Consider the following 25,827-nt stretch of genomic DNA (forward strand, 5'->3'; position numbering starts at 1 on the left):
TTACCCGGAGTGGCTGGAAAGCGCATCAGAAGGGCGCATTTAGTTTTGATACGCACTATCGAACCCTTTGGTGGGGAGCTTCTAAGTGCGTCCCTCGATGTGAAGTGACTGCTGGGAAAGACCGGCACCCAATCCAAGCCCTGGCATCCGCCGGGGCTTTTTACTTTCTGATACCCGGAGTCGGGCAATGAATAACCAACACCTACCGCCGGGATTCCTGGAGGCTACTTTGCTGTGGATGAAAACTAATGCACCCGCACTTTATGGTTCATTCGCGGCATTCGGCATGGCGACTTTGCTGACATTACGTGATGGCAAATCGTGGCTAGATGCATTTTATGCCGGTGCTATTTGTCTGCTGATTTCCCTTGGCGTAATCAATTCCTTGGAGCTTTTCGGGATGAGTCAAGACAACGCGCTGCTAATTGGAATCGCGATCGGCGGGATCGGCGTGGAACGCTGCCTGGCAATTCTCCGCGCTTTCTCAAGCATGAAAACCAATATTCCGATGGACGAAAAGGATAAATCGAAAAATGACCATTAATTTTCGTTTTAGTAAGCGCAGTGAGGGAAATCTTGAAGGGGTTAATCCTGCGCTAGTGGCCGTTGTGCGTCGATCGCTCGAGCTATCTCCCATTGACTTCGGTATTACGGAAGGACTCCGGAGTCGTGAGCGACAAAAACAAATGGTTGCTGCAGGTGCTAGCCAAACGATGAACAGTCGCCACCTGACCGGCCATGCGGTAGACGTGGTGGTATATCTCGGCAGCAATATCAGTTGGGAATGGAAATATTACGAGCAGATCGCTGCTGCATTTAAACAAGCTGGCAAAGAACTGGGGACGGCGATCGAGTGGGGTGGCGATTGGAAAACCCTGAAAGATGGTCCGCACTTCCAGCTTACCTTCAGAGATTACCCAGCATGAGTGGTTGGCTGAACAGGCTGGCGCAGGGAGGATTGCTGCTGCTGTTAGTGGTAGCAATTTGCCTCGGCGGTTAACCATATTGGTCAGCCCTACAGCCTGCAGCAGGATCAGGTTTGCGAATTAACCCGGGTGGCACTGCGCGATCATGTGTCGCCGGTCAGCCAGATATTGGCGAAGGCGATAAAATTCTTATCCGCTGTTTGCCCTGGGCTGCGTCTGATTGTTTCATACGCTGACAAAGACCAGAATCACCATGGTGGGATATACCAGGCGACAAACTGGATCTACGAAGGATTGTTCGGTGAGGTACGTTGGGCGCCTTCATCATTAAAGGGAAAAAGGTTCATCCCCGAAGTGTTGCTGCTAAGGGTGTGAAGCAAAGCATTGAAGCTGTTCGGCAGTATATGGATCCCAATGCACAAGAATTCAAAACGTCAGGAAAACACAAATACCTGATGCCCCTCGACAAGAAAATGCAAAAAATCCTTATCCCTCGCCATAAGCCCTATCCAAAAAGGACGTAACCATGGATAAGCCGACGCTCGACAAAATCGAAGCATTGGCAGGGCGTGGATTGACGGAGCAGCAGATCGCCGATGCATTGGGGATCGACATTGAAAAAATACGCAGGGATAAAACAGAAATTTCGGCCTACCGTTCGGCAATTCGCCGTGGTAAGGCAAAAGGGATTGCTGACTTATCGAATGCGCTTTTTATCAAAGCCAAGAAAGGCGACACGCGAGCCATGATTTTCTTGCTGGAGCATCTAAAACCGAAAGCGTGAAAAAATTATGAGTAAACCGGATTGGGCGGCAATTGCGCGAGAATACCGTGCCGGCCAGTTGTCGATCCGGGCGCTGGCTGAAAAGTATGGAATAAGTGATACAGCCATTCGCAAAAAGGCTAAAGCAGATAATTGGCCTAAGCCTGACAAAGTTCGCAAAGACGGTTCGCAAAAAGGGAGTGCGAACCTGCGAACCAACACGCTAAAAAAAACACAGCATAAAATTGAATCCCAATTGCCTGAGCAATCTGAACCAGAGAGTGAATTTCAGTTCAATCCATCAGACTACGGGCTTTCAGAGCAGCAGGCGTTATTCGTTCACTGGTTTCTGATTAAAAAAAACCGTGTCGATGCATACCGACAAGCTGGGTACAAATGCCAGGGCAGTAGCGTCTATCCAGCTGCCAGTCAGGTATATCGAAATATTAATGTCCAACGGGCAATTCGGGACGGTTTGGAACGCCAACAAAAACGATATGGGGCTGAGCTGGATGAAATAGTTCACCAACTGGTTTCTATATCTCGGGCGGATCCGAATGACCTCGTTCAATTTCGGCGGGTTAATTGCCGTTATTGCTGGGGTGAAAACCACCTTTATCAGTGGCGAGACATAGGTGAGTTCGATAAGGCTGCGGAGAAAGCATCCAGTGACGGGAAACCTGAACCGGAATATGGAGGCTTGGGATTTGTTGAAAATCTCGATCCTAACCCTGACTGTCCGATTTGTTGTGGAGAGGGTGAGGGCCACACATTCATTTCTGATACGCGAAATCATGTCGGCAGTGATGCTCGCTGGCTCTACGCCGGTATAAAACAGACCCAACACGGAATTCAGGTAATGACAGCAGATCAGGATGCTGCCCGGCGAAACCTGATCCAATTGCTTACTGCTCAACGTGCTGGCGGATCACCGGGTGACCGGCCACCTGCCAATAGCTATACATCCGATGATTACCGTGCTGCCGCTTCGTCACTCGACGATGAATTTGGGGATCTGGACTAATGAGAATACTCGAATGGGAGGATCTCGATTTTCCTGCGCGGGTAGCCTTGAAAGCAAAATCCGAAAAAAGCTTCCTCAATTTTACCCGGTTGCAGTTCGAGCTGCAGAGCGGCCAGCGCATGATGGTCAACTGGCACCATCGCCTGATGGCCTCGAAAATCGACGAACTGATAAAAGGTGAACTACGGCCGCGCAATCTGATCGTCAACATTCCACCTGGTGGCACAAAAACGGAGTTCTTCTCGATACACCTGCCTGCCTACGTGAATATGTTGGTGCAGACCGAGAAGTTACGCCGATTCCGTAATCTGAATATTTCTTTTGCCGATACGCTGGTAAAGCGAAATTCTCGTCGTACTCGCGATCTGATCCTGAGTCGGGAATATCAAGAATTCTGGCCGTGCAGCTTTGGCGTCAACCAAGCGGAAGAATGGGAAATTGTTGATCCGCGTGGCCGTTCGATCGGGCAAACCGTCTCACGCTCCAGTGGCGGACAGATCACCGGTGGTCGTGGTGGTTACGCTGGGCCTGATTTCTCTGGTTTCGTCTGTCTGGATGATTACAACAAACCCGACGACATGTTTTCGGCCTCTCGCCGGGATGCCGCTAATCGCCTGCTGGTGAACACCATTCGTTCACGTCGTGGTGATAAGTCAAAAGACCACCCGACACCGTTCGTCAGCATCCAGCAGCGTCTGCACATGAAAGACGCCACCGGTTTTATGCTGGCCGGCGGCATGGGCATAGATTTTCACCACGTCGCTATCCCGGCATTGGTCAGTGAAGAATTTATCGAGTCACTGGCTGAACCTTGGCGTTCGATGTGCTGGAAACAGGTAAAAAACACCGAAAGCGTGGTAGTGAACGGTGTCCGGTATTGGTCTTACTGGCCGGAAAACGAGTATATCGGCGACCTGCTGAAATTGTGGGAAAGCGATGAATACACGTTTTGGAGCCAGTATATGCAGCGTCCGCGTGCGCTGACCGGTGGCCTGATTGATACAGCCTGGTTCCCGCGTTACGAAACATTGCCGTTACTGACTCACCGCGCCGTTTACGTGGATATGATGCGATGCAGGGGTTTTACGATATGCAGAATACACCGCCGGCCATTGCCGGTCGTAGTGGTGGTTCTGGGCCGGTACCCAACAAGGTGACGCTAAACACCTTTACCCCGAAAGGCCAGCCGTTCACGGCGACCTTCTTCCGGCCAGACTACGTTTCTATTTTTGTACGAGTTGAAATATCCACCAGCACGTTGACTGATGACGATAAACCGAAAATTAAAGAAGCGATCGTGGACTACACCCTGTTGGGTTTTGATGAAACAGCAGGGTTCGCCAAGCTGGGGTTTCGTATTGGTGAGCGCTTGGCTGCTGGTCGGCTATATACCCCGGTGAACTATTTCGTGGCGGGGCATGATTATGTGTCGAATATTCTGATTGGCACAGAGGCTGGCAGCGTGGATAAAGGTGTTATTGCTGTGGCATTCAATCAGCTCGGGGTCTTTGACGTCGGAAACATCGAGGTGATTTATGTTTGACCATAAAGCCAAGGTGCTGTCTCGGGTATATTGGCAATATAAGAACGCCCCAAAGCTGTTGCAGTGGCTGCTGATCCTGCCCGATATCTGCTGGAGAGGGAACGGCGACTATCAGTGTTACCGGGGATGTTTCAGGGAAAAGTGCCAGTAGGGTTGTGAAGGTAGCTGCTGCCCCGGTAGAGTCGGACTTTTTGGCAATCAAAAATAACCTATCCGAGATCGCCGACGCAGGTGAAGCAGCACAAGCCGAATCACAGAAAAATCTTGGCTTGGGGAAACTGGCAACCAAGGATGCGCTAACGGCGGAGGATACAGGTGCGGTGCCTGTGGCCGATAAAACATTACCCTCAGGCACCGACCTGAACGTTGTCACTGAGCCGGGAGAGTACTTCCAGAACGTGACCAGCAATGCCACGTTGGCGCTGAATTATCCTGAGGCGGTGGCTGGTGCATTAAAAGTGTATCGAACCGGGGTGGATGCTGGCGCTTGTCGCCAGGTGTATATGCCGTATAACTCGACTACTGAACACCGGCGTTATGCTTTCGGTGAGCCTCTGGTTTTCTCTGCATGGAAGGCATATTGATGTAATCGTCAGCACTTAATATTGAACGGTCATCATTAAGTGCTATGATTTCATATTGTTATTATTTCACCAGTAACCATTAGGCGTGTGCTTCTTTATTTAATTGACTTTCTCACCTAATGCTCTAATTATAAGCGTAATTGTGCGCCTGACAGGATGTCTTCTGGCGAATTACGCAGCAATATGGAGAATGGTGAGAATGTCATTTAAATTAAAACATTGTGTAATACATGAATTAAAGAAAGAAGCAGGAAAGCAAAAGGTTGAAGTGGATTTGAAAGAGGTAGCGTTACCAAATAACGATGAGTCAGTAGTTAAACTAGTGCAATCATTATGTGAGCTAATAGGGAAGCGAGATAATCAGGCTGCGCGGGGAACTTTTGATGAAGACGATAAAATATATAAGGTTCCATCAGAGTTTCATCGGTATTATGAAAGTAAGTTAGAGGTGGAAAACTTTATAGCATTTACTAAGGTTTGCATGCACGAGTTATCAAAGCAAGCCAAAGATTCTTCCAGGGTTGCTGCGAGCGGAGGGGCAATAGTTTTCTCTCATTATCTTAGTAATAATTCGCATTATTTTCTTGTTACAATGATTAAACAGAAAGATGCATTGCGGTTAAATGCGGATTTAAAACCGGTTGGAACTGTTCAAATCGATTTATTAAAGATTCACCAAGCCGCAAGACTTAATTTTGATAGATATTATAACTATCAAATTGCAGACGAACTCGATAAAACAAATTACCTTGCATTCGTGAGCCCAAAAATTAATCAGGATGCGTCTGGCTACTTTGTTGCAGCATTGGGCTGCACGGATAGCGTACCAACAGCTAGGGCTACTGATGCAGCATTATCAGGAGTTCGGGCGTTTTTTGAGGCTAGTAAAGAATTAGTAGCTTATAAATCACCAGCATATGATGCAGTTTTGCATTATATGAAAGAAAAACCGAAGGGGGAACCAGCTAGGCTTACAGAAATTGAACACATAGTTAGAGGCGTTGTACCAGCGAAATTCAATGCTTACTTGGACAATGTTGTTGATTTTTTAAATAGTGAAGAAATTGGTCTTCCTCATGAATTCGGTATAAATGAATCAGTACTTAATCGTCGCTCTAGAGTTAGAACAAAAACTGATGGGTGGGAGCTGGTCTTTGAGCGAAGAGTTCTTGGTACAACAATCGGTTCTGGTATACAATATTTAAAAGGTGAAGGTAAGTTGATCATTTCTAATTTAGATGATGCTACTATAAAGAAAATAGAAAAGGCACTGGAGGAAAAATAAGTGAGTCAAGAACGAGTGTTCAAAGATTTAATTTCCTTTTATCGAGGGCTTTCACGCCCTCGTTTAGATAATGGGAAATTTATATTTGAAGGCTCTCTTGGTGATAATATTACTCTTCTTAGACTATTGTGGGTTGATGCAGCATCAATGGCAAATTTTTGCATCAAATACCATGGAGGAGAGCGTAGCACTGAATACGATGAGGATTTTCCTGATATAGATGCGCTTGATGCCATCACATTGGAAGTAAAGGTTCCTATTGGTCAGTTTCAATTTAAATCTGGTTTGTCAGAATATCTAGATGGGGCCAATTTTTTTAACTTAGCGGCCATGGAGCCTAATGTTTATCTTGCTAAGGAGGATTATCTTTTTGGTGAGCGGCCGAATTGTATAGATATATCAAAAGTTGTTATCATATCTGAAATGATTGACTGCTTTAAAAAGCTATCTGACTTTCATGATAAAACAGAAGTTAGTGGGCTATTGAAGCTAGTCTTTGTAGATACAACTGCTGAGAATGGGAAGGTAACTCCACCTATTGTTATAGAGCCAAAAATAAAACTGTCACACCTGGAGTTTCCAATATTAGATTTAGTTGTGTTAAATAAAGTATTATCAGAAGATGAAGATAATATTCATGTCGACGAAAAGAAAGCGTTATTTAGGGTCTCAATATTTGAGATTTTAAAAGGGATTGATAATAGCCAGGATAAATTCGATTTTTTGGTAGAGAACTGGAATGAGTTATTGGAGCTTTATAGAGGTAATTTTGAGGCATACATAACAAAGTTCTCCTTCGTCAAACAAAAAAAAGAAGCATCTGAAGTATATATATCCTTATCCTCTAAACTATCGACCACATTATCATCCATATCAGGGAAGTTGTTCGGGTTGCCTATATCGCTAGGTGTATCCTTAGCTGTGTATAAAGCAGAAAGCAAGCTTGAGGCAGGGGTGCTTGTTGCTGGTGTTTTGGTTTCATCATGGTTGATATTTGTTACGGTTTTAGAACAAAGGAATGTTATTTCTGCTATAAAAAGCTCTATTGATGGCATATTTAGCCACACAAAAAGTGATAAAAAAAGTGAGTTGTCGGTTCTTATAAGTAATCAAAAAAGACAATTAACAAAACAGTCGCGTAAGCTCAATAGAGCTATGTGGGTATTCATCTTTATTTCTTGGGTGCCGACGATATCAGCAGCCTACATTTATATTGATAAGTTTTACCCAAACGCCTTTCACAAAATGCATGCTATTGTATCTGCTTTATTCTCATCTTATTTTCAATAAAGATAGTTTCGAATTCCTCTCGAATAAAAACGAATATTATAATAACTGATTGAATCTAAAAGACTCTTTTCGAAGGTGTATCATGCATCAATTTTAATTAAATTCAATTTAAGTCATTGATTATATTGATTTTTTATTTATCCATTCGATTAAAGGAATCGTATTCGGTCTTTTTTTGTTTTGCGGCTGGTTAACAATTACAGAGTATTTCACTGGGCTGGGTGAGGGCTGTTGCGTATAGTTCGAGCAGATTACCCAAAAGGAATTTCCAATGAAAGGACGTATTATTACCGTCGTTTGCCTTTGCATGGCTCTGGCGTCAGCCCGCAGTACCGCACCTTCGCACAAATCTGTCGACGATCTGTTTGCAGGCCTTAACCCGGGTAGTAAGGCCGCCAGTTAGCACAGCAACGCCGTAGAGTACCTGTCCGTCATTATGCAAGCTATTCAATCGCATATGTCGGAGCCTGAGAGATTTTCGGGTAAAACATGCGATCTTAAAATTAATCTGGATAGAGAGGGTAAAGTTACAAGCGTAATCGCTGTTGACGGTGACCCGCTCCTGTGCGAAGCAGGAATAAAGGGCATGAAGGCGGCGGACATCCCCGCACCACCGGATGAACAAACCTACCAAGCATTCAAGGCGTCGATTATCGAGTTTAAACCTTTGTAAGCATTTCAGGGGCGCCTTATTGCTGGCCCCAGGATTATCCTATAAGCGAGTAAAAGCCAAAAGCCCACCCAGGTGGGCTTTTGGCTTTTACTCGCGTTCAGGCGGGGTGTGAGTGGCTGCCATAAATTCAGACATGACGTTGTGTTATGGCCTGCCAACATTTGAGCGTTTGATTCCTGATAGGGAAAGTCGCAATATTATTGTGGCAGACGATTTTAATTTTAGATTAGTGGTGTTTTTGATTTGTCAGTTGGCGGTTTTTACTTTTTTTATTTTTTTTATGAATCTGAAATAAATAACGGCTGTGGGGTGATGGTTTATTGATGCCTGCATCAGTAGCTACGGTTTTTTCCAAAAAAGAGGTGTGTATGGCTAATATTCTTAATTATGAAAATGAAATTGCACGGGCAGGTTTTATCCCCGTTAATTCTTTTGAAAGTGGTTTTACGCTGACATCGTCGAACCAGGCGCTTTATTCAGGTGCGACCAAGGAATACTTTATCTGGAAGGGTTCACTTCCCAAAGTGGTTACGGCGGGGGCAACGCCGGATACGTCCGGCGGCTTTGGCCCGGCGGCCTGGGCGAACGTAAGCTATGCGGCCATAGGTTCAACATCAGGCGCCGCGCTTGTGGGGCGCGGCCAGACAACGTTGGATAATATTCTTTCCGTTGACGTTCGCCAATTTGGTGCCAAAACCCTTTCCGAAGACCCTAACTTTGACTCGCAGCCCGCGTTTCAGGCCGCGATTGAGTATGTTCGCAGCAAAGGGGGCGGGAATATCAGATTTTCGGGCCATTATAAAATTCTCCAGGCGCCGTTTAGCTATATTCTTCCTTTCGATGATGGCACCTATAGCCCCAACTTCACCTCGGGTGAAGAAATTTTGGATCCTGAACCACAGCATACCATTCCCGCCTGCCTGCAGCTGTACTCCCGCTGTATCCTGACTGCCGACGGGGTAGCCACTTCGTCGCTGGATTTTGGCTGGGATGCCGCCAACGATCCCATCACATGGGATCCGAAGGATGGCCCGATCCACAGCTCTCAGCGTATTGGCATCGTAGCCAGGGTTCAAGGCTACGAAAACGGCACCAATACCCGGATGAACACCTTTATCAACCTGGTAGGTGTCGATGGTTTCGACGTTAAAAACGCCTTTATCGGTTTTCTGGCGGATGGCGTAATGTTTAACCAATCGCGTCTGGGGCATATGCAGTGGGTTAACTGCGGTTTTCCGGTGATTATTCAAGGTTCTGACTCGGCAGCCTGGGAAACTCAGTCATTAATAAATAACTATGCGGGGATTATCGTCGGGGGCATGTGGCTCCAGAGGAATAACGTTCAGCTCGGCGGAAAATGGGTTCCCCCCTATAACGGTTTTAATGATATTTACTCTCTGGGGTGGTGTGACTATCTTTCAATCGAAAACCTGACCATGAGCGGCAGAGATTGGAGCGATCGTTCCGAACTGATCGATGAGTTCTTCGATACGTTCTTTTATAAAAGCGCCAACTCTGCACGCAGTGCTGATAACGGCCGTTTGACCAATGCTGATATGAATGGGGATAAATCCGACTATTCATCCGACCCGTGGCGTGGCGTAGCCGGCCGGGCATTCTGTCTGATATCGCGCTACAAGCGGGGTAACTCGGTCGGCAAATTGATTAAACGACTCAAGGTTAACTATAGTCCTCGCGTACCTGTCTGGTCGCCGTATATGGGAACATCCTGGTATGGCTATATCGATTATGCCTTTGCCGAGCAGGTGGGGATTATTAAGCGCGGCGGCGGCACCGGCGACAGCAATAATTTCTATATGTCCGGCAAGGACAAGATCAACACCGATCAGAAAAACCTGCCGGCGACCGCTGTTGAAGGGGCGATTCAGTGCCAGCGGGTGTGTTTGGCCAATACCCCGTACACGGAAGGCGCAACGAGCGCAACGGTGACCAACGATCGCAAGGTTCAAACGATTTGGGTGAGAAACGCCCCGGAATATTTCACACAGCCGAAAACCAGCCAAAATTCGATTGAATATAAGCTCATTATCGACCCTGAGGGCAGAGGGATGATCATGGAGCGAAAATGGCCAGGGCGTTACGAGCTGCAACCTATCGCATTTGATCATGGTGATGGAGATGCAAGCCACCTTTTCAAATATCGGGTAAGGGATAAAACAAAGATTGCGCTCGAATTTAAAAATGGGCTTGGTGGTGTAACTGTGCCATTTACCGATACGGCGGCTTCAATTATCCATATTGGCGGAAGAAGCCGAATATTTATGGAGGGAACCGTCCCAAATGACGTTAGCGGATATACCGGGGAGCTTTCGTTCGAATTTGTCAGGTTGCCGGATCCTCAGCCTCTAACGTATCAGTTTATTCCGTTGCCGGATCCTTTGCCGATGAATTATGGTTCGCCACTTGCGTTTATCAACGTTAATCGGGCCAGCATAGTCAATAAGGTTTATACGGTTGGCACAGCCTCTTTATCTCTGCCTCAGTCAATTCAAGGGGTGCATGTAGCTGGCGGTAAGGGGCGTTTTTTCAAGGATCAAAGCGTTCCGGGTGGCCAAACTTTAAAAGTGAATGAGTTGATCCCAGGTAAAGCATTTTCCGTCGTTATCGAATATAACACGGCATGGTAGACCGGTAATCTGCGCCAGCCGTGGCGTGGCCATTACATCGCCGGGATGGACCCCGGCTATTCATAAGGATATGGCAGGGGCAGAAAAGCGCTGGCGCAGCAGTCAGGACCGATCTCAACACTGCAAAACAAGACCGGAAGAACAGAGCCTTAGCAGCAGAACAACCACGAAGAGAGCAGCTGCTGCGCCAGCAGAGGGAAAGTAGCAGAGGAAATGCCATGAAGCACTTAAAAATGGAAAATGTGGTAATAATCTTATAGTTAACCCTTATCCTCACCGCTGCTTTGTTAGCATCAGCAAGCCTATTCACCACGTTTAATCGTGGGTCGGTACGACAACCACCGCGATGAAATCCTAATTAAGCCCATCCCATTGGAAGAAAACAAGATTGAAAGTTGTTATGTTATATTATAACATTTGATTTTCTGGGATGCTAAAAAGGGTGACATTTTGACGGGTAATATCGGTAAACTTTCATTGGCGCTGGGTGCGCTGTTGGCCAGCGGTTACGCGCTGTCTCATGATCATCATTCGCATGGCAAGCCGATGACGGAAATGGAGCAGCAGGCGGCTGCCGGCGTTTTCGATGATAAGAACGTGAAGGACAGAAACCTGGCGGATTGGGATGGCGTATGGCAGTCGGTCTATCCTTACCTGCAAAATGGCGATCTCGATCCGGTGTTCAAAATGAAAGCGGAAAAAGAGCCGGGCAAAACTTTCGAACAGGTAAAAGAGTATTACCGCAAGGGTTACGCGAGCGACGTAGATACCATTGGCATTGAAAACGGCGTCATGGCGTTTCATCGCGGAGATATGGAGAGCGCCTGTCGTTACGAGTATGCCGGGCACAAGATCCTGACTTACGCCTCCGGCAAAAAAGGCGTTCGCTACCTGTTCGAATGCAAGGATGCCGGCAGCCAGGCGCCTAAATACGTCCAGTTCAGCGATCACCTCATCGCCCCGCGTAAGTCCGCGCATTTCCATATCTTTATAGGGAACACCTCGCAGGAGGCGTTGCTGGCGGAAATGGATAACTGGCCAACCTACTACCCGTTCCAGCTGACGACGGAACAGGTTGTCGACGATATGTTGCATCACTGAAAGTGACATAACTCGCAGAATTGTAGGCGGAAAACGACAAGAGCATTAACTGTTAACCATCTTTCGGAAAAATCCAATATGTTATTTACGTTGTGGTGAATTGCAGCCCTGAGAGGTAAGCCGAAGATAAGCACCGGCCGCCACACCCCCCATCTATCAGCCCTGGCCATTATCTGCCGGGGCTTTTTTATGTGATACGGATCCGCAAGGCTGGAGGCGAGGGGGCAACAGGCTATACGGCGATCGCCCGGCATCGCGCACCCTAAGCGCGGCGGACTCATGAAGATAGAGGGCTTATTCAGCGGCTGGGGAGCCGTGCTGGATCAGCTAGCGGAATATGCCAACCCTCAGCGCAGCAGAACTCCGCCGAATAGCCGATTGGCCCAAAGATAGGTTCCATCGGGAGCCTTAATTATTTTTAAATCTTTCTTCGAAATAAAACTTAAGGAATAAGTGAATCATCCGAACAATGGAGCCAATAACGATCGTTGAGATTAAAAGAACCGAAAGGTTTTTGGGGGCGGCGTAGGCCTGGGTAAACGCCACGCTGGCGCCGCTAAGCAATGACGTTGCCGCCAGCAGGCCGGCTAAATAACAAAAAGCGCGAAAGAGTTGGAACATGCTTTTCACCGTTAAATGAAAGTATAAATTGATGGGGAGCAACTTATGCTTATGAGTTAATCTATTAAAAATAAGCTTATGCAAGCAGTTTGTTTTATCAGGAAAGTGCGGGCGAGTAATTAGTTGTTGTCATAATAAAGTGAAAATAAATTTTGTTATTTGTTTGGTTTATAATGTTGTTCGGAATATTGTTTTACCGTGGAAGGTTAGGTGGGGTTATATTTTCGCTCGCCAGAACTGAGCGGCGCCGCATCGTTATGGTTTTGTTGTCGCTAATTTTGTTACTATGGCGCTATCTTGCAGAACATAGGTGCAGTAGATTGAAAATTAACGCGTTGTTATTGCTCGTATCGGTCGCTCTGGCCGGTTGCAGCCAGGAAGGAGCCTCGATGAAACAGACCGCAAACCAAGATGGCGGCCATACGGAAGTGTTGTTGATCAACAGCGCGCTGGTGGATTGCGTGGGCGTCGCGCCGATGAAATGCATGCAGGTGCGCCATTCCGCGCAGCAGCCGTGGGAACTGTTCTATACCGGTATCGAGGGCTTCACCTTTGAGCCGGGATATCGCTATCGCCTGAAGGTGCAGGTGACCGAGCTGAAAAACGTGCCGGCTGATGCCTCCTCACTGCGCTATACGCTGGTCGAACAGTTGGAAAAACGCAAAGCCTGATCCCGGCCTGGCCCCTTTGGCGGTTAATGCCGGGTTCTCACGTGCCGGCATTCGCCAGGGAAACTGGTCTGCTCACTATGCTTGTTTCGATTCTGCCGCGCGGCTAACTTAAGTATATTGAGAAAATCAGGTATATTAACCTTCGGTTTTTAGCTACCAAGAAAAAATTACTATGATTATCAAACCTAAAATTCGTGGTTTTATCTGCACCACCGCTCATCCGGCAGGCTGTGAAGCCAACGTGCGTGAGCAAATCGCCTACGTGAAATCACGCGGCGAACTGAAAAACGGCCCTAAGAAAGTGCTGGTTATTGGTGCATCCACCGGTTACGGGCTGGCCTCGCGCATCAACGCGGCGTTTGGCAGCGGCGCGGCCACCATCGGCGTATTTTTTGAAAAGCCTGGCAGCGAAGGCAAAACCGGCTCCGCCGGCTGGTACAACTCTGCCGGTTTCGACAAGGCAGCTAAAGAAGAAGGCCTGTACGCGAAAAGCATCAACGGCGACGCGTTCTCCAACGAATGCCGTCAGACCGTTATCGATCTGATCAAACAGGACCTGGGCCAGATCGATCTGGTGGTTTACTCGCTGGCTTCCCCGGTGCGTAAGATGCCGGAAACCGGCGAAGTGGTGCGTTCTGCGCTGAAGCCGATCGGCGAACCCTACAAATCCGTCGCGCTGGACACCAACAAAGACGTGTTGGTTGAAGCGGTTGTTGAGCCGGCCAACGAGCAAGAAATCGCCGATACCGTCAAGGTGATGGGCGGCCAGGATTGGCAGCTGTGGATGGACGCGCTGGATGAAGCCGGCGTGCTGGCCGACAACGTTCAGTCTGTCGCTTACTCCTACATCGGTACCGATCTGACCTGGCCAATCTACTGGCACGGCACCCTGGGCAAGGCGAAAGAAGATCTGGATCGCGCGGCGCAGGCCATCGACCAGAAGCTGAAGGCCAAGGGCGGCGCAGCCTATGTGGCGGTGCTGAAGTCGGTTGTTACCCAGGCTTCTTCGGCAATCCCTGTGATGCCTCTGTACATCTCCATCGTGTTCAAAATCATGAAGGAGCAGGGCATTCACGAAGGCTGCATCGAGCAAATCCAGCGTCTGTTCGCCACCAAGCTGTACAGCGGCAGCGCGCCGGGCACCGATGACAAACACCGTCTGCGTCTGGACGACTGGGAACTGCGCGACGACGTGCAGAACACCTGCCGCGAGATCTGGGCGCAGCTCAACGACGGCAACATCAACGAACTGACCGACTATCAGGGCTATAAGGCGGAATTCCTGCGCCTGTTCGGCTTTGGTCTGCAAGGCGTTGATTACGATGCCGATCTGAGCGGCGAGGCCAAGTTCGAAGTGATCGAGCTGGTCTAAGCGCGTCGAGCGAACAAACAGGGCCGGGTTATCCCGGCCTTTTTTATTGCCTGCTATTTATCTGCCTGCGAAGCGCAAATGTTTATTCCAGGTTAATTGGCGCTCATAGTTATTAACATCGTTGTCTTTTCCCTGCTGCCTGGATAAATAACGGTAATTATTAAACTAAAGAAAGTCATTTTTTATTTACCTATGCCACCGGCTACGGTTATTTTATTTCTTTTAAGGAGAACACTATGACATGGCGTTATTTGGCCCCGATATCGTTAATCTTGTTGAGCGGCTGCAGCGCGATCCAGCCGACGTCGTCTTCGCCCGGCTGGTCGCAGCCTCAGCCTGCAACGCGGGAGCAGCGGCAGCGCATCATGGCGGGCGAATCCGCTTCATCGGTACTCAACGAGGGCAACGCCGGTATTGGCGGCACCTTCGATTGGTCGAAAATATCAGATCGTTAAGCCGCTAAATATATTCTGCCAAATTAATATTCTCGCTGTGCCTATATTGTCGGAAGGTTTACCTTTGCTTCGCTATTCTGCTGTGGCCCGGCTATTTATGGCGTTAACAGACAATCCATTTTTCTTATAGGGAATTGCCGGTTTATCTCGGCGTAATCAAAGGAGTTGCCCATGGCGAAAGACGTGGCCGCGATTTTTCTCTTGCTATTGTTGCCGATGAGCCAAAGCGCCGGTGCGGCGCGCTACGATCGGCGGTGTGAGGGAGTGTCTCCGGTGCTGTTTCAAAAACGACTGAAGGCGCTGGTGCAGGATCTGCGGCAGGAAATGGGCGAAGAAGCGTCCCCGGAGCAGGGCGAAGCGGAAGAGCTGGCGCGGCTGGCGGAGTGTGGTGCTGAGCCTGGAAAAGCGCCCGTCACCGGCGGGCAACGTGCGCCGCGTCCGGAGGAAAAGCCGGCGGCATCGCCGAACGGCTGCTGAGCGAGCCTTTGCACGGATTGAAGTGTTGTATTAAGGAATCATGATGAAAAGGATATTGTTGGCCGGTATGACCCTGTGTTGCTCCTGTTTCGCGCAGGCGCGGGTTGATTTGGAGTATCACGCGCCGCCGCCGCAGGACAGTAACGTCCCCGAGGAGTACCGGAAAAAGCGCGACGAGCTGCGCCACAAAGTGTGGAACGTCGATAATCTGACGCGGGTCAACGAGCAGGTGCTCGCACGGGAGCGGCAGCATGAAGCCGCCGAGGCGAACAAGCGACACCAGCGTCATCTGGAGCAGCAACAAAAGCAGCAGCGTTGCCTGCGGGTGCATTCGAAGGATCCTCACCGCCAGGCGGCCTGTTTTACAGCAATCCCGCCGCCTTGAACGCGCGGGCGTAAATGTCGAGTATCACCTGCTGTTTGCGTTGGTTGTATTGCGCCACATTGTCGGCACCCAGCAACGCGCTTTGTTTCGCTTGCTGATACCGCGCCCGATCGGCGGGATGTTGCCGCAGCCAGTCGCGGAACAGCAGGTGGCGGATGTTTTCCGGGCAATCAGGGCCGAACACGTGCAGGTTAACGCGCGGCTGCATCAGCCGCAGGCAGCGGTGTTGGTGAAAGCTGGGTTCGCGAATGATCAGGTCATATCCCAGCGCCATTAACGCCGGCACGTAGTCCTGTTCCTGAACGGGATCGGCAACGGTGAGATCGATGTCGATGACCGGTTTGGCCGCCAATTCCGGCACCGCCGTCGAACCGACGTGATCGAGCCGCAGCGCGCGATCGCCGAGCGCGCGCTGGATGTCCTGCGCCAACTGCTGATAGCGAACCGGCCAGCCGGCGTCGTATGCGACGATCGTCAGGGCTTCCGGCGGCGGTTTGCCGTGCACCCAGGGATTTTCGTTTGGATCTATGTCGTGGTGGCGGGTTATCGCTTCGGGAGTTGCCACGGCGCCCTCTCTATTTTACGGTGTGCGGCAAAACAGTATGCCGCAAACTGCGATCGTTTACCCGTTTCGCCCGTTTGCAACAGGGCCGGCAGCCGTTCCGGCAGGGCGTCGAGCACCCCCCGCGTTTTGGCCGCCGTGCCGGGCGCAGGCGGGGCATCTGCCCAACGTTGAAATGCCGGATGCGTTTGCGGCGATGCTGCCGGATTTCTTTGATGCCTGAGCGGTCACGCCGGCCGGCAGTGCTCTTTCAGCATGGCGATGGCGTCCGGCTTCAGCTGATACAGATACACCGGCCGGCCGGTGGTGCCGTACAGAATGCGGGTGCTGAGGATGCCGCTCTCCGCCAGGTAGATCAGATATTTACGGCAGGAAACGCGTGAAATGCCGATGGCGTTGGCCAGGTTGTCGGTAGAGAACTCGTTGCTGTGCTGTTGTTCAATCCACTCGCACACCGTGCTCAGAGTGATGCTGGTCAGGCCCTTCGGCAGCTTCTTGCCTTCCTGGCTGTTGGGTTGGCGGCGCAGCAGGCTGTCGACGTCGGCCTGCGAGAACTCGCGCTGCGCCAAAATTTGCGACTGTTGCTGGTAGTTGCTCAGCGCTTCTTTAAAGCGGGTGAACTGGAAAGGTTTGATCAGGTAATCCACCACGCCGTAATGCAGCGCTTTTTGCACCGTGTTCACGTCGCTGGCGGAAGAGATGACTATCACGTCGGTCTTCTCACCCAGTTCGCGCAGGCCGGGCAGCAGATCCAGGCCGTTTTCCTGCTGCATATAGATATCCAGCAGCACCAAATCTATGCTGACGGCGGCGTCGGCCAGCAGGGCGCGCGCCTGGCTCAGCGTGGCTACCGTCGCCTGGCAGTGAAAGCCGCTGACCTGGCTCAGGTAGTATTTGTTCAACTCCGCCACCATCGGGTCGTCATCGACAATCAGTACGTTAATCATGCGTTCAGCTCTTGGCCAGATAGGGAATGTGCACAAAGAACTGGGTCAATTCACCCGGTTCGGATTCGAAATCAATGCTGCCGCCCAGTTTCTCCAGGCGGCTGCGGATCAGCGCCAGGCCGATGCCGCGGCCCGGCCCCTTGGTGGAAAACCCCTGCTCGAAGATGCGTGGGCCGATCGCCGGATCGATGCCCGGGCCATCGTCACTGACGATACAGTGTAAATGATTATCATTGTGATGGAAGCTTAGGTTGATTTCATGGCCTTCGACGCCGTCGATGGCGTCAATGGCGTTTTCGATCAGATTGCCCAGCACGCTGATCAGCACGTGGGTGGTTTCCGCGTCGTCGGTTTCCGGCAGCAGGCTGGTTTCATCGACGGTCAGCTCAATGCCGGCTTCGTGGGCGCGGCTGATTTTGCCGATAAAGAAGCCGGCCACCTCCGGCGAGTGGATCTTGCGCAGCAGCGCGCCGATCTCTTCCTGGTAGTTGCTGGCGGTGTTGATGATGTAGTTTTCCAACTGCTGGTAGGCTTTCATATGCAGCATGCCTAAAATGACGTGCAGCTTGTTCATAAATTCGTGCGACTGCACGCGCAGGGCGTCGGCGTAGTGCGCCATGCCGCTCAGGCGCTGCAGCAGCCGGCTGACCTCGGTTTTATCGCGGAAGGTGGCGATGGCGCCGATCACCTGGCCGTTGACGATCACCGGCACGGTGTTGGTCAGCAACTCGCTGCCGTTGAAGCTGATCTGCCGGTCGCGCAGCGGCTTGCCGCTGGCCAGCACCTCCGCCAGATGCAGCTGGGCAGGCCAGTGTTTGCTGGCGGATTCCAGCATCAGGTTCTCCAGCGGGCCGCTCTGGCGCAGCAGGCGCTTGGCTTCGTCGTTGACGATGGTGATGCGGGATTGATTATCGACCGCGATCACGCCTTCTTTAATTGACTGCAGCATGGCGTTGCGCTGCTCGAACAGGTTGGAGATTTCGTAGGGTTCAAAGCCGAGCATGATGCGCTTGAGCGCCTTGACCAGGAAAAAGGTGCCCAGGCTGCCGACCAGTGCGGCGAAGGCGATGGTCCAGTAGATGATCCAGCGGCTTTCACCCACCACCCGGTGCACTGTGTCCAGGGCGATGCCGAGCGCCACCACGCCGATCTGCCGCTGCTGCGCGTCGTAGACCGGCACGAACACCCGCAGCGCGGGCGCCAACGCGCCGCGATTGGTGGCGCTGTTAACCTGGCCCAGCAGCGCCGGCGCCAGATCGTCGCCGATAAAATGTTGGCCGATTAGCCAGGGCTTGGGGTGTGAATAGCGGATGCCCTGCATATCCACCACCACCACGAACAACAATTCGTTCTTATGGCGCACCCGTTCGGCGAAGCGCTGGACGGCGCCGCCGCGATCCTGGCGTTCCAGCCCGTCGACCACGGTGGAGGAGAGCGCCAGGGTCTCGGCTATCGCTATGGCTTTGTTCCGCAGCTGATCTTGCCCTTCTCGGTTCATTTGCACGAAAAACAGCGCGTAAACCACCAGCAGCACCGAAGCGATGATGGCGGACACCATCAACGTAATGGACGTGCTGAGCTTCAACGGCGCGCGTTGCTTGGGCATGAAGGTTCTCCGAATAACGATTTCACGGCGTAGTGTAGCGGGGATTGGTCGGGGGCGCCGTAACCGGCAGCAGGTTATAACATGCCGCCGGTAAGCGAGGGGGTTATTTTAATTACAAAAGCCGCATTCAGGGTTGGTGATAGATGTCCAGCGCCTGTTGGCCGCTGGCGCCCTGGTGAATGATCGCCATCAGCGCGTTGACCACCTTCGACGGGTTGCCGTGCTGATAAACGTTGCGGCCGTAGACCATGCCCGAAGCGCCCTGGGCCATCAGGGCGGCGGACTTCGCCAGCACCGGGCCCAGCTCGCCTTTGCCGCCGCCGCGCACCAGCGTCGGGCAGCGCGCCGCTTCAACCACGCGGTGAAAATCTTCGACCCGATCGGTCGGGTCGGCCTTGATGATGTCGGCGCCCAGCTCGCGCGCCAACCGCACCAGCGGCACGATCCGTTCCACGTCGCCCAGCGAACCGTAGGCGGCGCCCTGGCCGGCCGGCGCCATCACCAGCGGTTCGATCATCAGCGGCATGGCGTATTTGTCGCAGGCGTGGCGCAGGCGGCCGATGTTTTCCACGCACTGGCGGAAAATGCCCGGCTCGTCGGGAATTTGGTACAAATTGACCACCACCGCGGCGGCGTCCATCTGCAGCGCCGCCAGGATAGGCGCGTCCGGGTTGTGCAGCACCGCCCACATTTCACGGTGGCGCGCGGCGTTGTAGGCGTTGCCGACGTCGGTGCGCATCACCAGCGCCGGTTTCTCGCGCTGCGGCGCGCGCTGCAGCAAATCCGCCTGGCCGTAGTTGACCTGAATGACGTCGGGGCGTGCGGCGATCAGGTTGCCCATCACCCGTTCGATATCTTCCAGCCCGATTAAAAAATCCGGCTCGTTGGCGATGCCGTGATCGATCGCTACGTCCAGACATTTGCCGTTATTAAACAGCCGGTTCATTCGCACCTTACTGCTGAGCTGCATGCCAGTTCCTCCTGAAAAAAGGGATATCTCCAGTATTGCCGAGTAAGCATGGGCATGAAACGCGGAAACCGCAAACTGCGGGCCTGCTCGCAGTTTTATTTCATCGATTGCCGCCGGCTTGCACCGCGCAACGCACCAAAGGACAGGGGGCGCCGGCCCCTTTTGCGCCATTTGTTAGATCCGTGTCATGTTTTTGTTACTTGCCCATTCCAAAACGCATGTTTCGCTTGTTTGAGTTAAAAAGTTTCAATAGTCTAAATTATGAAATAAACATTTAATAATGACGGAATGACCTAAGTTCTCCATAAAAATGCTTGTTTCAAGATGTTGTTTTTAATCTATTTTGAGATATCGATCAAAATTTCACACACTGTCTGATTACGGCGAAAAAACGATAATTCCGCCGTATCAAAGGGATAACATCGAGCGAATTGTTGTTTGAATGTAAAAAATATTTTTCATTAGCTGTCAAATCAACAGACCTCTTCATTCTAACGATTAAAGGGTACAGAACATGAAGCTGAAGAAACTGATCGTCACCTCGGTATTGATGTGCATGCTGCCAGCCAGCGTCCTGGCGAAAGATATCAAGATCGGCGTTTCCATGGCCTATTTCGATGACAACTTCCTCACCATCCTGCGCCAGTCGATGCAAAACAAAATGAAGGCCGACGGCAACGTCAGCGGGCAGTTCGAGGATGCTAAGGGTGATATTGCCCAGCAGATCCAACAGATTGAAAACTTCGTCAGCCAGGGCGTTGACGCCATCATTCTGAACCCGGTGGATACCCAGGGCGTCAAACCGATGATCAAGCTGGCCGAACAGGCCAAGATCCCGTTGGTGTTCGTCAATCGCAAACCTGAAGTGACGCTGCCGGCGGGCATGGCCTATGTGGGGTCCGACTCCAAGCTGGCCGGCAAGCTGCAGATGGAAGAGTTGGCGAAGCTGATGAACGGCAAGGGCAACGTGATGATCCTGATGGGCGAGCTGTCCAGCGAAGCCACCCGCGACCGCACGCGCGGTGTGGAAGAGGTGGCGGCCAAATATCCGGGCATCAAGATTATCGACAAACAGACCGCCAAGTTCTTCCGCAAAGAGGCGGTGGATGTCACCACCGACTGGATCCTGTCCGGGCAGCAGATCGACGCCATCGCCTCCAATAACGACGAAATGGCCATTGGCGCCATTCTGGCGCTCAAGCAGGCCAAAAAATCCGGCGTGCTGGTGGCCGGGGTCGACGGCACCCCCGACGCGCTGGAGTTCATCAAGAAGGGCGATCTGGCGCTGAGCGTGTTCCAGGACGCCAAAGGCCAGGGCGAAGGCGCGGTGCAGGCCGCCATTCAGCTGGTGCAAGGCCAGAAGGTGGAAAGCAACGTGCTGATCCCGTATCAGCTGATCACCAAGGCCAACTATCAGGAATTCGCCGACAAGAACAGAAAGTAAGCGTTAAGGCATGCCGCGTTTGCCGGCAGACAACGGCAGATGCGGCATGGAGCGTTGATGAGTGCGGAGGTTATCTGTATGTACCCTTATGTTCTTGAGGCCGAAGGCATCAGTAAGCAGTTTCCCGGCGTCAAAGCGCTGGATAAGGTCTCGATAAAAATCAAGCCAGGCAGCGTGCATGCGTTGATGGGGGAAAACGGCGCGGGCAAATCGACGCTGATGAAATGCCTCATCGGTATCTATCACCCGGATGAAGGCTCGATCAAAATAAAAGGCCAGCCGGTGACCTTCAGCGACACGCTGCAGGCGCTGCATTCGGGCATTTCGATGATCCATCAGGAGCTTAACCTGGTGCCCTACATGACGGTGGCGGAAAACATCTGGCTGGGGCGCGAGCCGGCCAGGCTCGGCTTCGTCAACCACGATGCGTTGAATCAGCAAACCCGCGAGCTGCTGACGCGGTTGAACATCAAGCTGAAACCGGAAACCCTGGTCGGCGATTTGAGCATCGCCAATCAGCAAATGGTGGAGATCGCCAAGGCGGTGTCCTACAACGCCGACGTGCTGATCATGGATGAGCCGACCTCGGCGCTGACCGAGGGCGAGGTGGTGCATCTGTTCGCCATCATTCGTGAACTGCGTGAGCAGGGCAAAGGCATCATCTACATCAGTCACAAGATGGACGAGATCTTCGCCATCACCGATGAGGTGAGCATTTTCCGCGACGGCACCTTTATCGCCTGCGACAAAACCGAAAATCTGACCAAGCAGTCGCTGATCACCATGATGGTGGGGCGCGAACTGACGCAGATGTTCCCCAAATTCAACAATAACATCGGCGAAGAAGTGCTGCGGGTGGAAGGGTTGCGCCGCAGCGATTGGTTCCACGACGTTTCTTTCAGCGTCAAGCGCGGTGAAATTTTGGGCGTCGCCGGGCTGGTGGGCGCTGGGCGCAGCGAAGTGATGGAAAGCCTGTTCGGCATGCACCCGGCGGACGGTGGCGAGATCTTTATCGAAGGCAAAGCGGTGAAGGTAGATTCGCCAGCCAAGGCAATCGAAAACGGGCTGGCGTTCCTGACCGAAGACCGCAAGAAATCCGGGCTGTTCCTGGTGCTGTCGGTGGTCGAGAACATGAGCATCGTCAACCTGTCGGAATATATCGGCAAGAACGGCTTCGTCAGCCACGTGCAGATGGCCAAGGACTGCATGGAGCAAATCAAGAAGCTCAATATCAAAACCCCTACCATGGACCAGATCATCAACAACCTCAGCGGCGGCAACCAACAGAAGGTGCTGATTGCCCGCTGGCTGCTGGCGCAGCCGAAAATCCTGATCCTCGACGAACCGACGCGCGGCATCGACGTAGGGGCCAAGGCGGAGATTTATCGCCTGATCAGCGAACTGGCCAACCGCGGTGTGGCCATCATTTTGGTTTCGTCCGAACTGCCGGAAATTCTCGGCATGAGCGACCGGGTTATGGTGATGCACGGCGGCCGCATCACCGGCATTTTGGACAAAGATGACGCGGACCAGGAAAAGATCCTGGCGCTGGCCTCTGAATAACGAAAGGTGAACACCATGAGTAACGTAAAGATTGAAAAACCGCTCACCTCCGATTCGGCGGGCAAGGGAGCGCCGTTTTCCTGCCTGAGCGGCAAGATGCCGAAGGACACCGGCATTTTCATCGTGATGATCGGCATTGCGCTGATCTTCGAAATTCTCGGCTGGTACATTCGCGATCAGTCCTTCCTGATGAACCCGAACCGCCTGCTGCTGATCGTGCTGCAGGTGGCGATTATCGGCATCATCGCGGTGGGGGTGACCCAGGTCATCATCACCACCGGCATAGATCTGTCTTCCGGCTCGCTGATAGCCTTAACCGCGGTGGTGGCGGCCAGCCTGGCGCAGACCTCCGACAGCATTTCGCCGATGTACCCGGCGCTGCTGGATCTGCCGGCGGCAATCCCGATCGGTGCCGGCATCGGGGTGGGCATCGTCTGCGGCTTCGTGAACGGCTTCCTGATCACCCGCACCGGCATTCCGCCGTTTATCGCCACGCTGGGCATGATGGTGTCGGCGCGCGGCCTGGCGCAGTACTACACCAAAGGCAACCCGGTCAGCTTCCTGTCGGACGGTTTCACCTCGATCGGCCAGGGCGCGATGCCGGTGATCATTTTCCTGGTGATTGCGGTGATCTTCCATATCGCGCTGAAGCACACCCGCTATGGCAAATACATCTACGCCATCGGCGGCAACATGACCTCGGCCCGGGTGTCCGGCATCAACGTCAACAAGTACCTGGTGACGGTCTATACCATCGCCGGCGGTTTGGCGGGGCTGGCGGGGGTGGTGCTGGCGGCGCGCGTCAGCAGCGGCCAGTCGAGCATGGGGATGTCCTATGAGCTGGACGCCATCGCCGCGGCGGTGATCGGCGGCAGCAGCCTGATGGGCGGCGTCGGGCGCATTACCGGCACGCTGATCGGCGCTGTGATCCTCGGGCTTATCAAGAGCGGCTTTACCTTTATCGGCGTCGACTCTTACATTCAGGACATTATCAAAGGCGTGATTATCGTGGCCGCGGTGGCTATCGATATGCGGCGCAACCGCAAGAAACACTGATTGCCGTGAATTGCCGCCGGGGCTGCTTGCCCGGCGGTTTTTTTTTTACCTCGGGGAAATCATCATGAAACACGTTAAAAAAATACTCCTGATCGCCGCGCTGAGCTGCTCCACTTCGGTATTGGCGGAAACCATCGGCGTGTCTATGGCCTATTTTGATCAGAATTTCCTGACCATCATCCGCCACTCGATCGACAAAGAGGCCCAGGCGCGCGGCATCAAGGTGCAGTTTGAAGATGCCCGCGGCGACGTTGGCCGGCAGACCGATCAGGTACAAAACTTTATCAGCGCCGGCGTGGATGCGATCATCGTCGATCCGGTTAACTCGGCCGGCACGCCCGCCATTACCAAGATGGTCAAAGACGCGGGCATTCCTTTGGTATACGTGAACCGCACGCCGGGGGACACCACGCTGCCGCCGGGCGTGGTGTTTGTCGGCTCCGATGAGAAGGAATCCGGCACTTTACAAATGGAGGAACTGGCGCGGCTGGCCAACTATCAGGGCAATGTGGCGGTGATGATCGGCAACCTGACAGACGCCGGCGCGCTGCAGCGCACCAAAGACGTTGAACAGGTGGTGGCCAAGTACCCGAAAATGAAGGTGGTGCAAAAGCAGAGCGCCAACTATTCGCGCAGCGAAGGCATGGATCTGATGATGAACTGGATCACCAACGGCGAAGCTATCGACATTGTCGCCGCCAATAACGACGAAATGGCGATAGGCGCGATTATGGCGCTGCAGCAGGCCGGCAAAAAAGACGGCAAGGTGCTGATCGGCGGCATCGACGCCACGCCGGACGGTCTGAAGGCGTTGGCCTCCGGCAGGATGCAGGTAACGGTATTCCAGGATGCCGTCGGCCAGGGCAAGGCTTCGGTCGACGTGGCGCAGCGGATGATCAAGGGCGAAAAACCGGAGCCTTATTACTGGATCCCATTCGAACTGGTAACGCCGGCCAATATGCAAAAGTATGCGGCGAAGCAGTGAGGGGGAAAGGGCGCTGCGTGGCAGCGCCCTGGCTGAAATGAATCACCAGCCTTTTACCGCGTCGCCCTTGTAGATTTCGGCGGCGCTGGCGGCCACCTCATCGGTTTGATAGGCCTTGACCAGGTTCTTCACCTTGTCGCTGTCCTGATTGTCGATGCGGCTGGCGAAGATGTTGACGTACGGCGAATTTTTATCCTCGACGAACAGCCCGTCCTTGGCCGGTGACAGGCCGATCTGGCTGGAATAGTTGGTGTTGATGATCGCCAGCGTTACCTGTTTGTCATCCAGCGCGCGCGGCAGCTGCGGCGCTTCAATCTCGACGATCTTCAGCTTCTTCGGGTTACTGACGATATCCAATGCGGTCGGCAGCAGCCCAACGCCGTCCTTCAGCGTAATCAGCCCCTGTTTTTGCAACAGCAGCAGTGAGCGGCCGAGGTTGGTCGGATCGTTGGGCACCGCCACCTGCGCGCCGTCCGGCAGCTGGCTGAGCGAGCCGATTTTTTTCGAATAGCCGGCAATCGGGTAAACGAAGGTGTTGCCGACCGCCGCCAGCTTATAGCCGCGTTCTTGCATCTGTTTGTCCAGATAGGGCTTGTGCTGGAAAGCGTTGATATCGAGATCGCCGTTGTTCAGCGCTTCGTTGGGCAATACGTAATCGTTGAAGGTCACCACCTCCACGTCCAGATCGTATTTCTGTTTGGCGACCTTTTGCACCACCGCCCACAGCGACTGATCGATGCCGGCGCTGATGCCGACCTTGATGTGATGTTCATCCTGCGCCGCAGGCCCGCAGGCGGCAAGCAGCAGGGCGCTGGCGGCGGTAAGGGCCACGGCGATTTTTTTTAGCGTAAACGTCATCTTCCCAGAGTCCTTGTC

General features: G+C 52.4%; 28 protein-coding genes and 1 pseudogene. 23 read left to right on the forward strand and 6 right to left on the reverse strand.

Going from position 1 to position 25,827, the window contains the following annotated elements:
* Positions 1-187: 187 nt before the first annotated feature.
* From KHA73_RS09885 to zinT, 14 genes and pseudogenes are all read left to right on the forward strand, one after another.
* Positions 188-544 (forward strand): phage holin family protein, encoded by a 357-nt coding sequence (locus KHA73_RS09885; RefSeq protein WP_234590596.1) that lies wholly within the window; start codon positions 188-190, stop codon positions 542-544.
* On the forward strand, positions 534-926 hold the full coding sequence (locus KHA73_RS09890) for a M15 family metallopeptidase (protein ID WP_234590597.1): 393 nt from the start codon (positions 534-536) through the stop codon (positions 924-926). The genes KHA73_RS09885 and KHA73_RS09890 overlap by 11 nt, the downstream gene beginning before the upstream one ends.
* 147 nt (positions 927-1,073) lie before the next feature.
* The gene (locus tag KHA73_RS24715; RefSeq protein WP_449441465.1) at positions 1,074-1,301 is read left to right on the forward strand and encodes a Mom family adenine methylcarbamoylation protein; all 228 of its coding nucleotides are present in this window, start codon (positions 1,074-1,076) and stop codon (positions 1,299-1,301) included.
* Positions 1,298-1,450: a hypothetical protein gene (locus tag KHA73_RS24720; RefSeq protein WP_449441464.1), complete on the forward strand. Its 153-nt coding sequence runs from the start codon at positions 1,298-1,300 to the stop codon at positions 1,448-1,450. The genes KHA73_RS24715 and KHA73_RS24720 overlap by 4 nt, the downstream gene beginning before the upstream one ends.
* A gap of 2 nt (positions 1,451-1,452) precedes the next feature.
* A complete protein-coding gene (locus KHA73_RS09895) occupies positions 1,453-1,710 on the forward strand; it encodes a hypothetical protein (protein WP_234590599.1) in 258 nt (85 codons plus the stop codon).
* Positions 1,711-1,717: 7 nt separating this feature from the next.
* Positions 1,718-2,713 carry a terminase small subunit gene (locus tag KHA73_RS09900; RefSeq protein WP_234590600.1) on the forward strand — a complete coding sequence of 332 codons (996 nt, stop codon included), beginning with the start codon at positions 1,718-1,720 and terminating at the stop codon, positions 2,711-2,713.
* Positions 2,713-3,777, forward strand: a pseudogene (locus KHA73_RS09905) (terminase); the annotation flags it as partial. The gene KHA73_RS09900 and the pseudogene KHA73_RS09905, both read left to right, overlap by 1 nt.
* 26 nt (positions 3,778-3,803) lie before the next feature.
* Positions 3,804-4,256 carry a hypothetical protein gene (locus tag KHA73_RS09910; RefSeq protein WP_234590602.1) on the forward strand — a complete coding sequence of 151 codons (453 nt, stop codon included), beginning with the start codon at positions 3,804-3,806 and terminating at the stop codon, positions 4,254-4,256.
* A gap of 191 nt (positions 4,257-4,447) precedes the next feature.
* Complete coding sequence (locus KHA73_RS09915) at positions 4,448-4,840, forward strand: pyocin knob domain-containing protein (protein ID WP_234590603.1); 393 nt, start codon at positions 4,448-4,450, stop codon at positions 4,838-4,840.
* A gap of 199 nt (positions 4,841-5,039) precedes the next feature.
* Entirely contained in the window at positions 5,040-6,125 is a 1,086-nt protein-coding gene (locus KHA73_RS09920) for a nucleoid-associated protein (protein ID WP_234590605.1), read from the forward strand.
* Complete coding sequence (locus KHA73_RS09925; RefSeq protein ID WP_234590606.1) at positions 6,126-7,415, forward strand: hypothetical protein; 1,290 nt, start codon at positions 6,126-6,128, stop codon at positions 7,413-7,415.
* Positions 7,416-7,839: 424 nt separating this feature from the next.
* Positions 7,840-8,088 (forward strand): cell envelope integrity protein TolA, encoded by a 249-nt coding sequence (gene tolA / locus KHA73_RS09930; protein ID WP_261081456.1) that lies wholly within the window; start codon positions 7,840-7,842, stop codon positions 8,086-8,088.
* Between the two features lie 368 nt (positions 8,089-8,456).
* Positions 8,457-10,736 (forward strand): tail fiber/spike domain-containing protein, encoded by a 2,280-nt coding sequence (locus tag KHA73_RS09935; RefSeq protein ID WP_234590609.1) that lies wholly within the window; start codon positions 8,457-8,459, stop codon positions 10,734-10,736.
* A gap of 450 nt (positions 10,737-11,186) precedes the next feature.
* Complete coding sequence (zinT, locus tag KHA73_RS09940; RefSeq protein WP_234590611.1) at positions 11,187-11,837, forward strand: metal-binding protein ZinT; 651 nt, start codon at positions 11,187-11,189, stop codon at positions 11,835-11,837.
* Positions 11,838-12,245: 408 nt separating this feature from the next.
* Here zinT and KHA73_RS09945 read toward each other — a convergent pair whose 3' ends face one another.
* Positions 12,246-12,458, reverse strand: coding sequence for a hypothetical protein (locus tag KHA73_RS09945; RefSeq protein ID WP_234590613.1), 213 nt, complete (start codon positions 12,456-12,458; stop codon positions 12,246-12,248).
* Positions 12,459-12,778: 320 nt separating this feature from the next.
* Here KHA73_RS09945 and KHA73_RS09950 point away from each other — a divergent pair, with 320 nt between their 5' ends.
* The 5 genes from KHA73_RS09950 to KHA73_RS09970 all read left to right on the forward strand — a co-directional run bounded on the left by KHA73_RS09950 (position 12,779) and on the right by KHA73_RS09970 (position 15,818).
* Positions 12,779-13,129: a DUF4377 domain-containing protein gene (locus KHA73_RS09950; protein ID WP_234590614.1), complete on the forward strand. Its 351-nt coding sequence runs from the start codon at positions 12,779-12,781 to the stop codon at positions 13,127-13,129.
* Between the two features lie 172 nt (positions 13,130-13,301).
* The gene (gene fabV / locus KHA73_RS09955; protein ID WP_234590615.1) at positions 13,302-14,501 is read left to right on the forward strand and encodes an enoyl-ACP reductase FabV; all 1,200 of its coding nucleotides are present in this window, start codon (positions 13,302-13,304) and stop codon (positions 14,499-14,501) included.
* 236 nt (positions 14,502-14,737) lie between these two features.
* Positions 14,738-14,956 carry a YdgH/BhsA/McbA family protein gene (locus KHA73_RS09960; protein WP_234590616.1) on the forward strand — a complete coding sequence of 73 codons (219 nt, stop codon included), beginning with the start codon at positions 14,738-14,740 and terminating at the stop codon, positions 14,954-14,956.
* A 171-nt stretch (positions 14,957-15,127) separates the two neighbouring features.
* Positions 15,128-15,433 (forward strand): hypothetical protein, encoded by a 306-nt coding sequence (locus KHA73_RS09965; protein ID WP_234590617.1) that lies wholly within the window; start codon positions 15,128-15,130, stop codon positions 15,431-15,433.
* 43 nt (positions 15,434-15,476) lie between these two features.
* Positions 15,477-15,818 carry a hypothetical protein gene (locus KHA73_RS09970; protein WP_234590618.1) on the forward strand — a complete coding sequence of 114 codons (342 nt, stop codon included), beginning with the start codon at positions 15,477-15,479 and terminating at the stop codon, positions 15,816-15,818.
* Here the strand turns inward: KHA73_RS09970 and KHA73_RS09975 are convergent.
* The 4 genes from KHA73_RS09975 to KHA73_RS09990 all read right to left on the reverse strand — a co-directional run bounded on the left by KHA73_RS09975 (position 15,796) and on the right by KHA73_RS09990 (position 19,903).
* On the reverse strand, positions 15,796-16,383 hold the full coding sequence (locus tag KHA73_RS09975) for a GrpB family protein (protein ID WP_234590619.1): 588 nt from the start codon (positions 16,381-16,383) through the stop codon (positions 15,796-15,798). The genes KHA73_RS09970 and KHA73_RS09975 overlap by 23 nt on opposite strands.
* A gap of 224 nt (positions 16,384-16,607) precedes the next feature.
* A complete protein-coding gene (gene dcuR / locus KHA73_RS09980; protein ID WP_234590620.1) occupies positions 16,608-17,327 on the reverse strand; it encodes a two-component system response regulator DcuR in 720 nt (239 codons plus the stop codon).
* 4 nt (positions 17,328-17,331) lie between these two features.
* A complete protein-coding gene (locus KHA73_RS09985) occupies positions 17,332-18,933 on the reverse strand; it encodes a sensor histidine kinase (RefSeq protein ID WP_234590621.1) in 1,602 nt (533 codons plus the stop codon).
* Between the two features lie 127 nt (positions 18,934-19,060).
* Positions 19,061-19,903, reverse strand: a complete 843-nt coding sequence (locus KHA73_RS09990; RefSeq protein WP_234590622.1) for a class I fructose-bisphosphate aldolase — start codon at positions 19,901-19,903, stop codon at positions 19,061-19,063.
* Positions 19,904-20,417: 514 nt separating this feature from the next.
* On the opposite strand from KHA73_RS09990, the gene KHA73_RS09995 reads away from it, so the two are divergent.
* From KHA73_RS09995 to KHA73_RS10010, 4 genes are all read left to right on the forward strand, one after another.
* A complete protein-coding gene (locus tag KHA73_RS09995; RefSeq protein ID WP_234590623.1) occupies positions 20,418-21,347 on the forward strand; it encodes a sugar ABC transporter substrate-binding protein in 930 nt (309 codons plus the stop codon).
* 78 nt (positions 21,348-21,425) lie between these two features.
* Complete coding sequence (locus KHA73_RS10000) at positions 21,426-22,910, forward strand: sugar ABC transporter ATP-binding protein (RefSeq protein ID WP_234590624.1); 1,485 nt, start codon at positions 21,426-21,428, stop codon at positions 22,908-22,910.
* Positions 22,911-22,925: 15 nt separating this feature from the next.
* Positions 22,926-23,966 carry an ABC transporter permease gene (locus KHA73_RS10005; RefSeq protein ID WP_234590626.1) on the forward strand — a complete coding sequence of 347 codons (1,041 nt, stop codon included), beginning with the start codon at positions 22,926-22,928 and terminating at the stop codon, positions 23,964-23,966.
* Between the two features lie 64 nt (positions 23,967-24,030).
* Positions 24,031-24,951 carry a sugar ABC transporter substrate-binding protein gene (locus KHA73_RS10010; RefSeq protein ID WP_234590627.1) on the forward strand — a complete coding sequence of 307 codons (921 nt, stop codon included), beginning with the start codon at positions 24,031-24,033 and terminating at the stop codon, positions 24,949-24,951.
* Positions 24,952-24,993: 42 nt separating this feature from the next.
* Here the strand turns inward: KHA73_RS10010 and metQ are convergent, their stop codons facing one another.
* Positions 24,994-25,809 (reverse strand): methionine ABC transporter substrate-binding lipoprotein MetQ, encoded by an 816-nt coding sequence (gene metQ / locus KHA73_RS10015; protein ID WP_234590628.1) that lies wholly within the window; start codon positions 25,807-25,809, stop codon positions 24,994-24,996.
* Positions 25,810-25,827: the final 18 nt, after the last annotated feature.

It is taken from the genome of Serratia entomophila, from assembly GCF_021462285.1.
In the GTDB taxonomy this organism is placed as follows: domain Bacteria; phylum Pseudomonadota; class Gammaproteobacteria; order Enterobacterales; family Enterobacteriaceae; genus Serratia; species Serratia entomophila.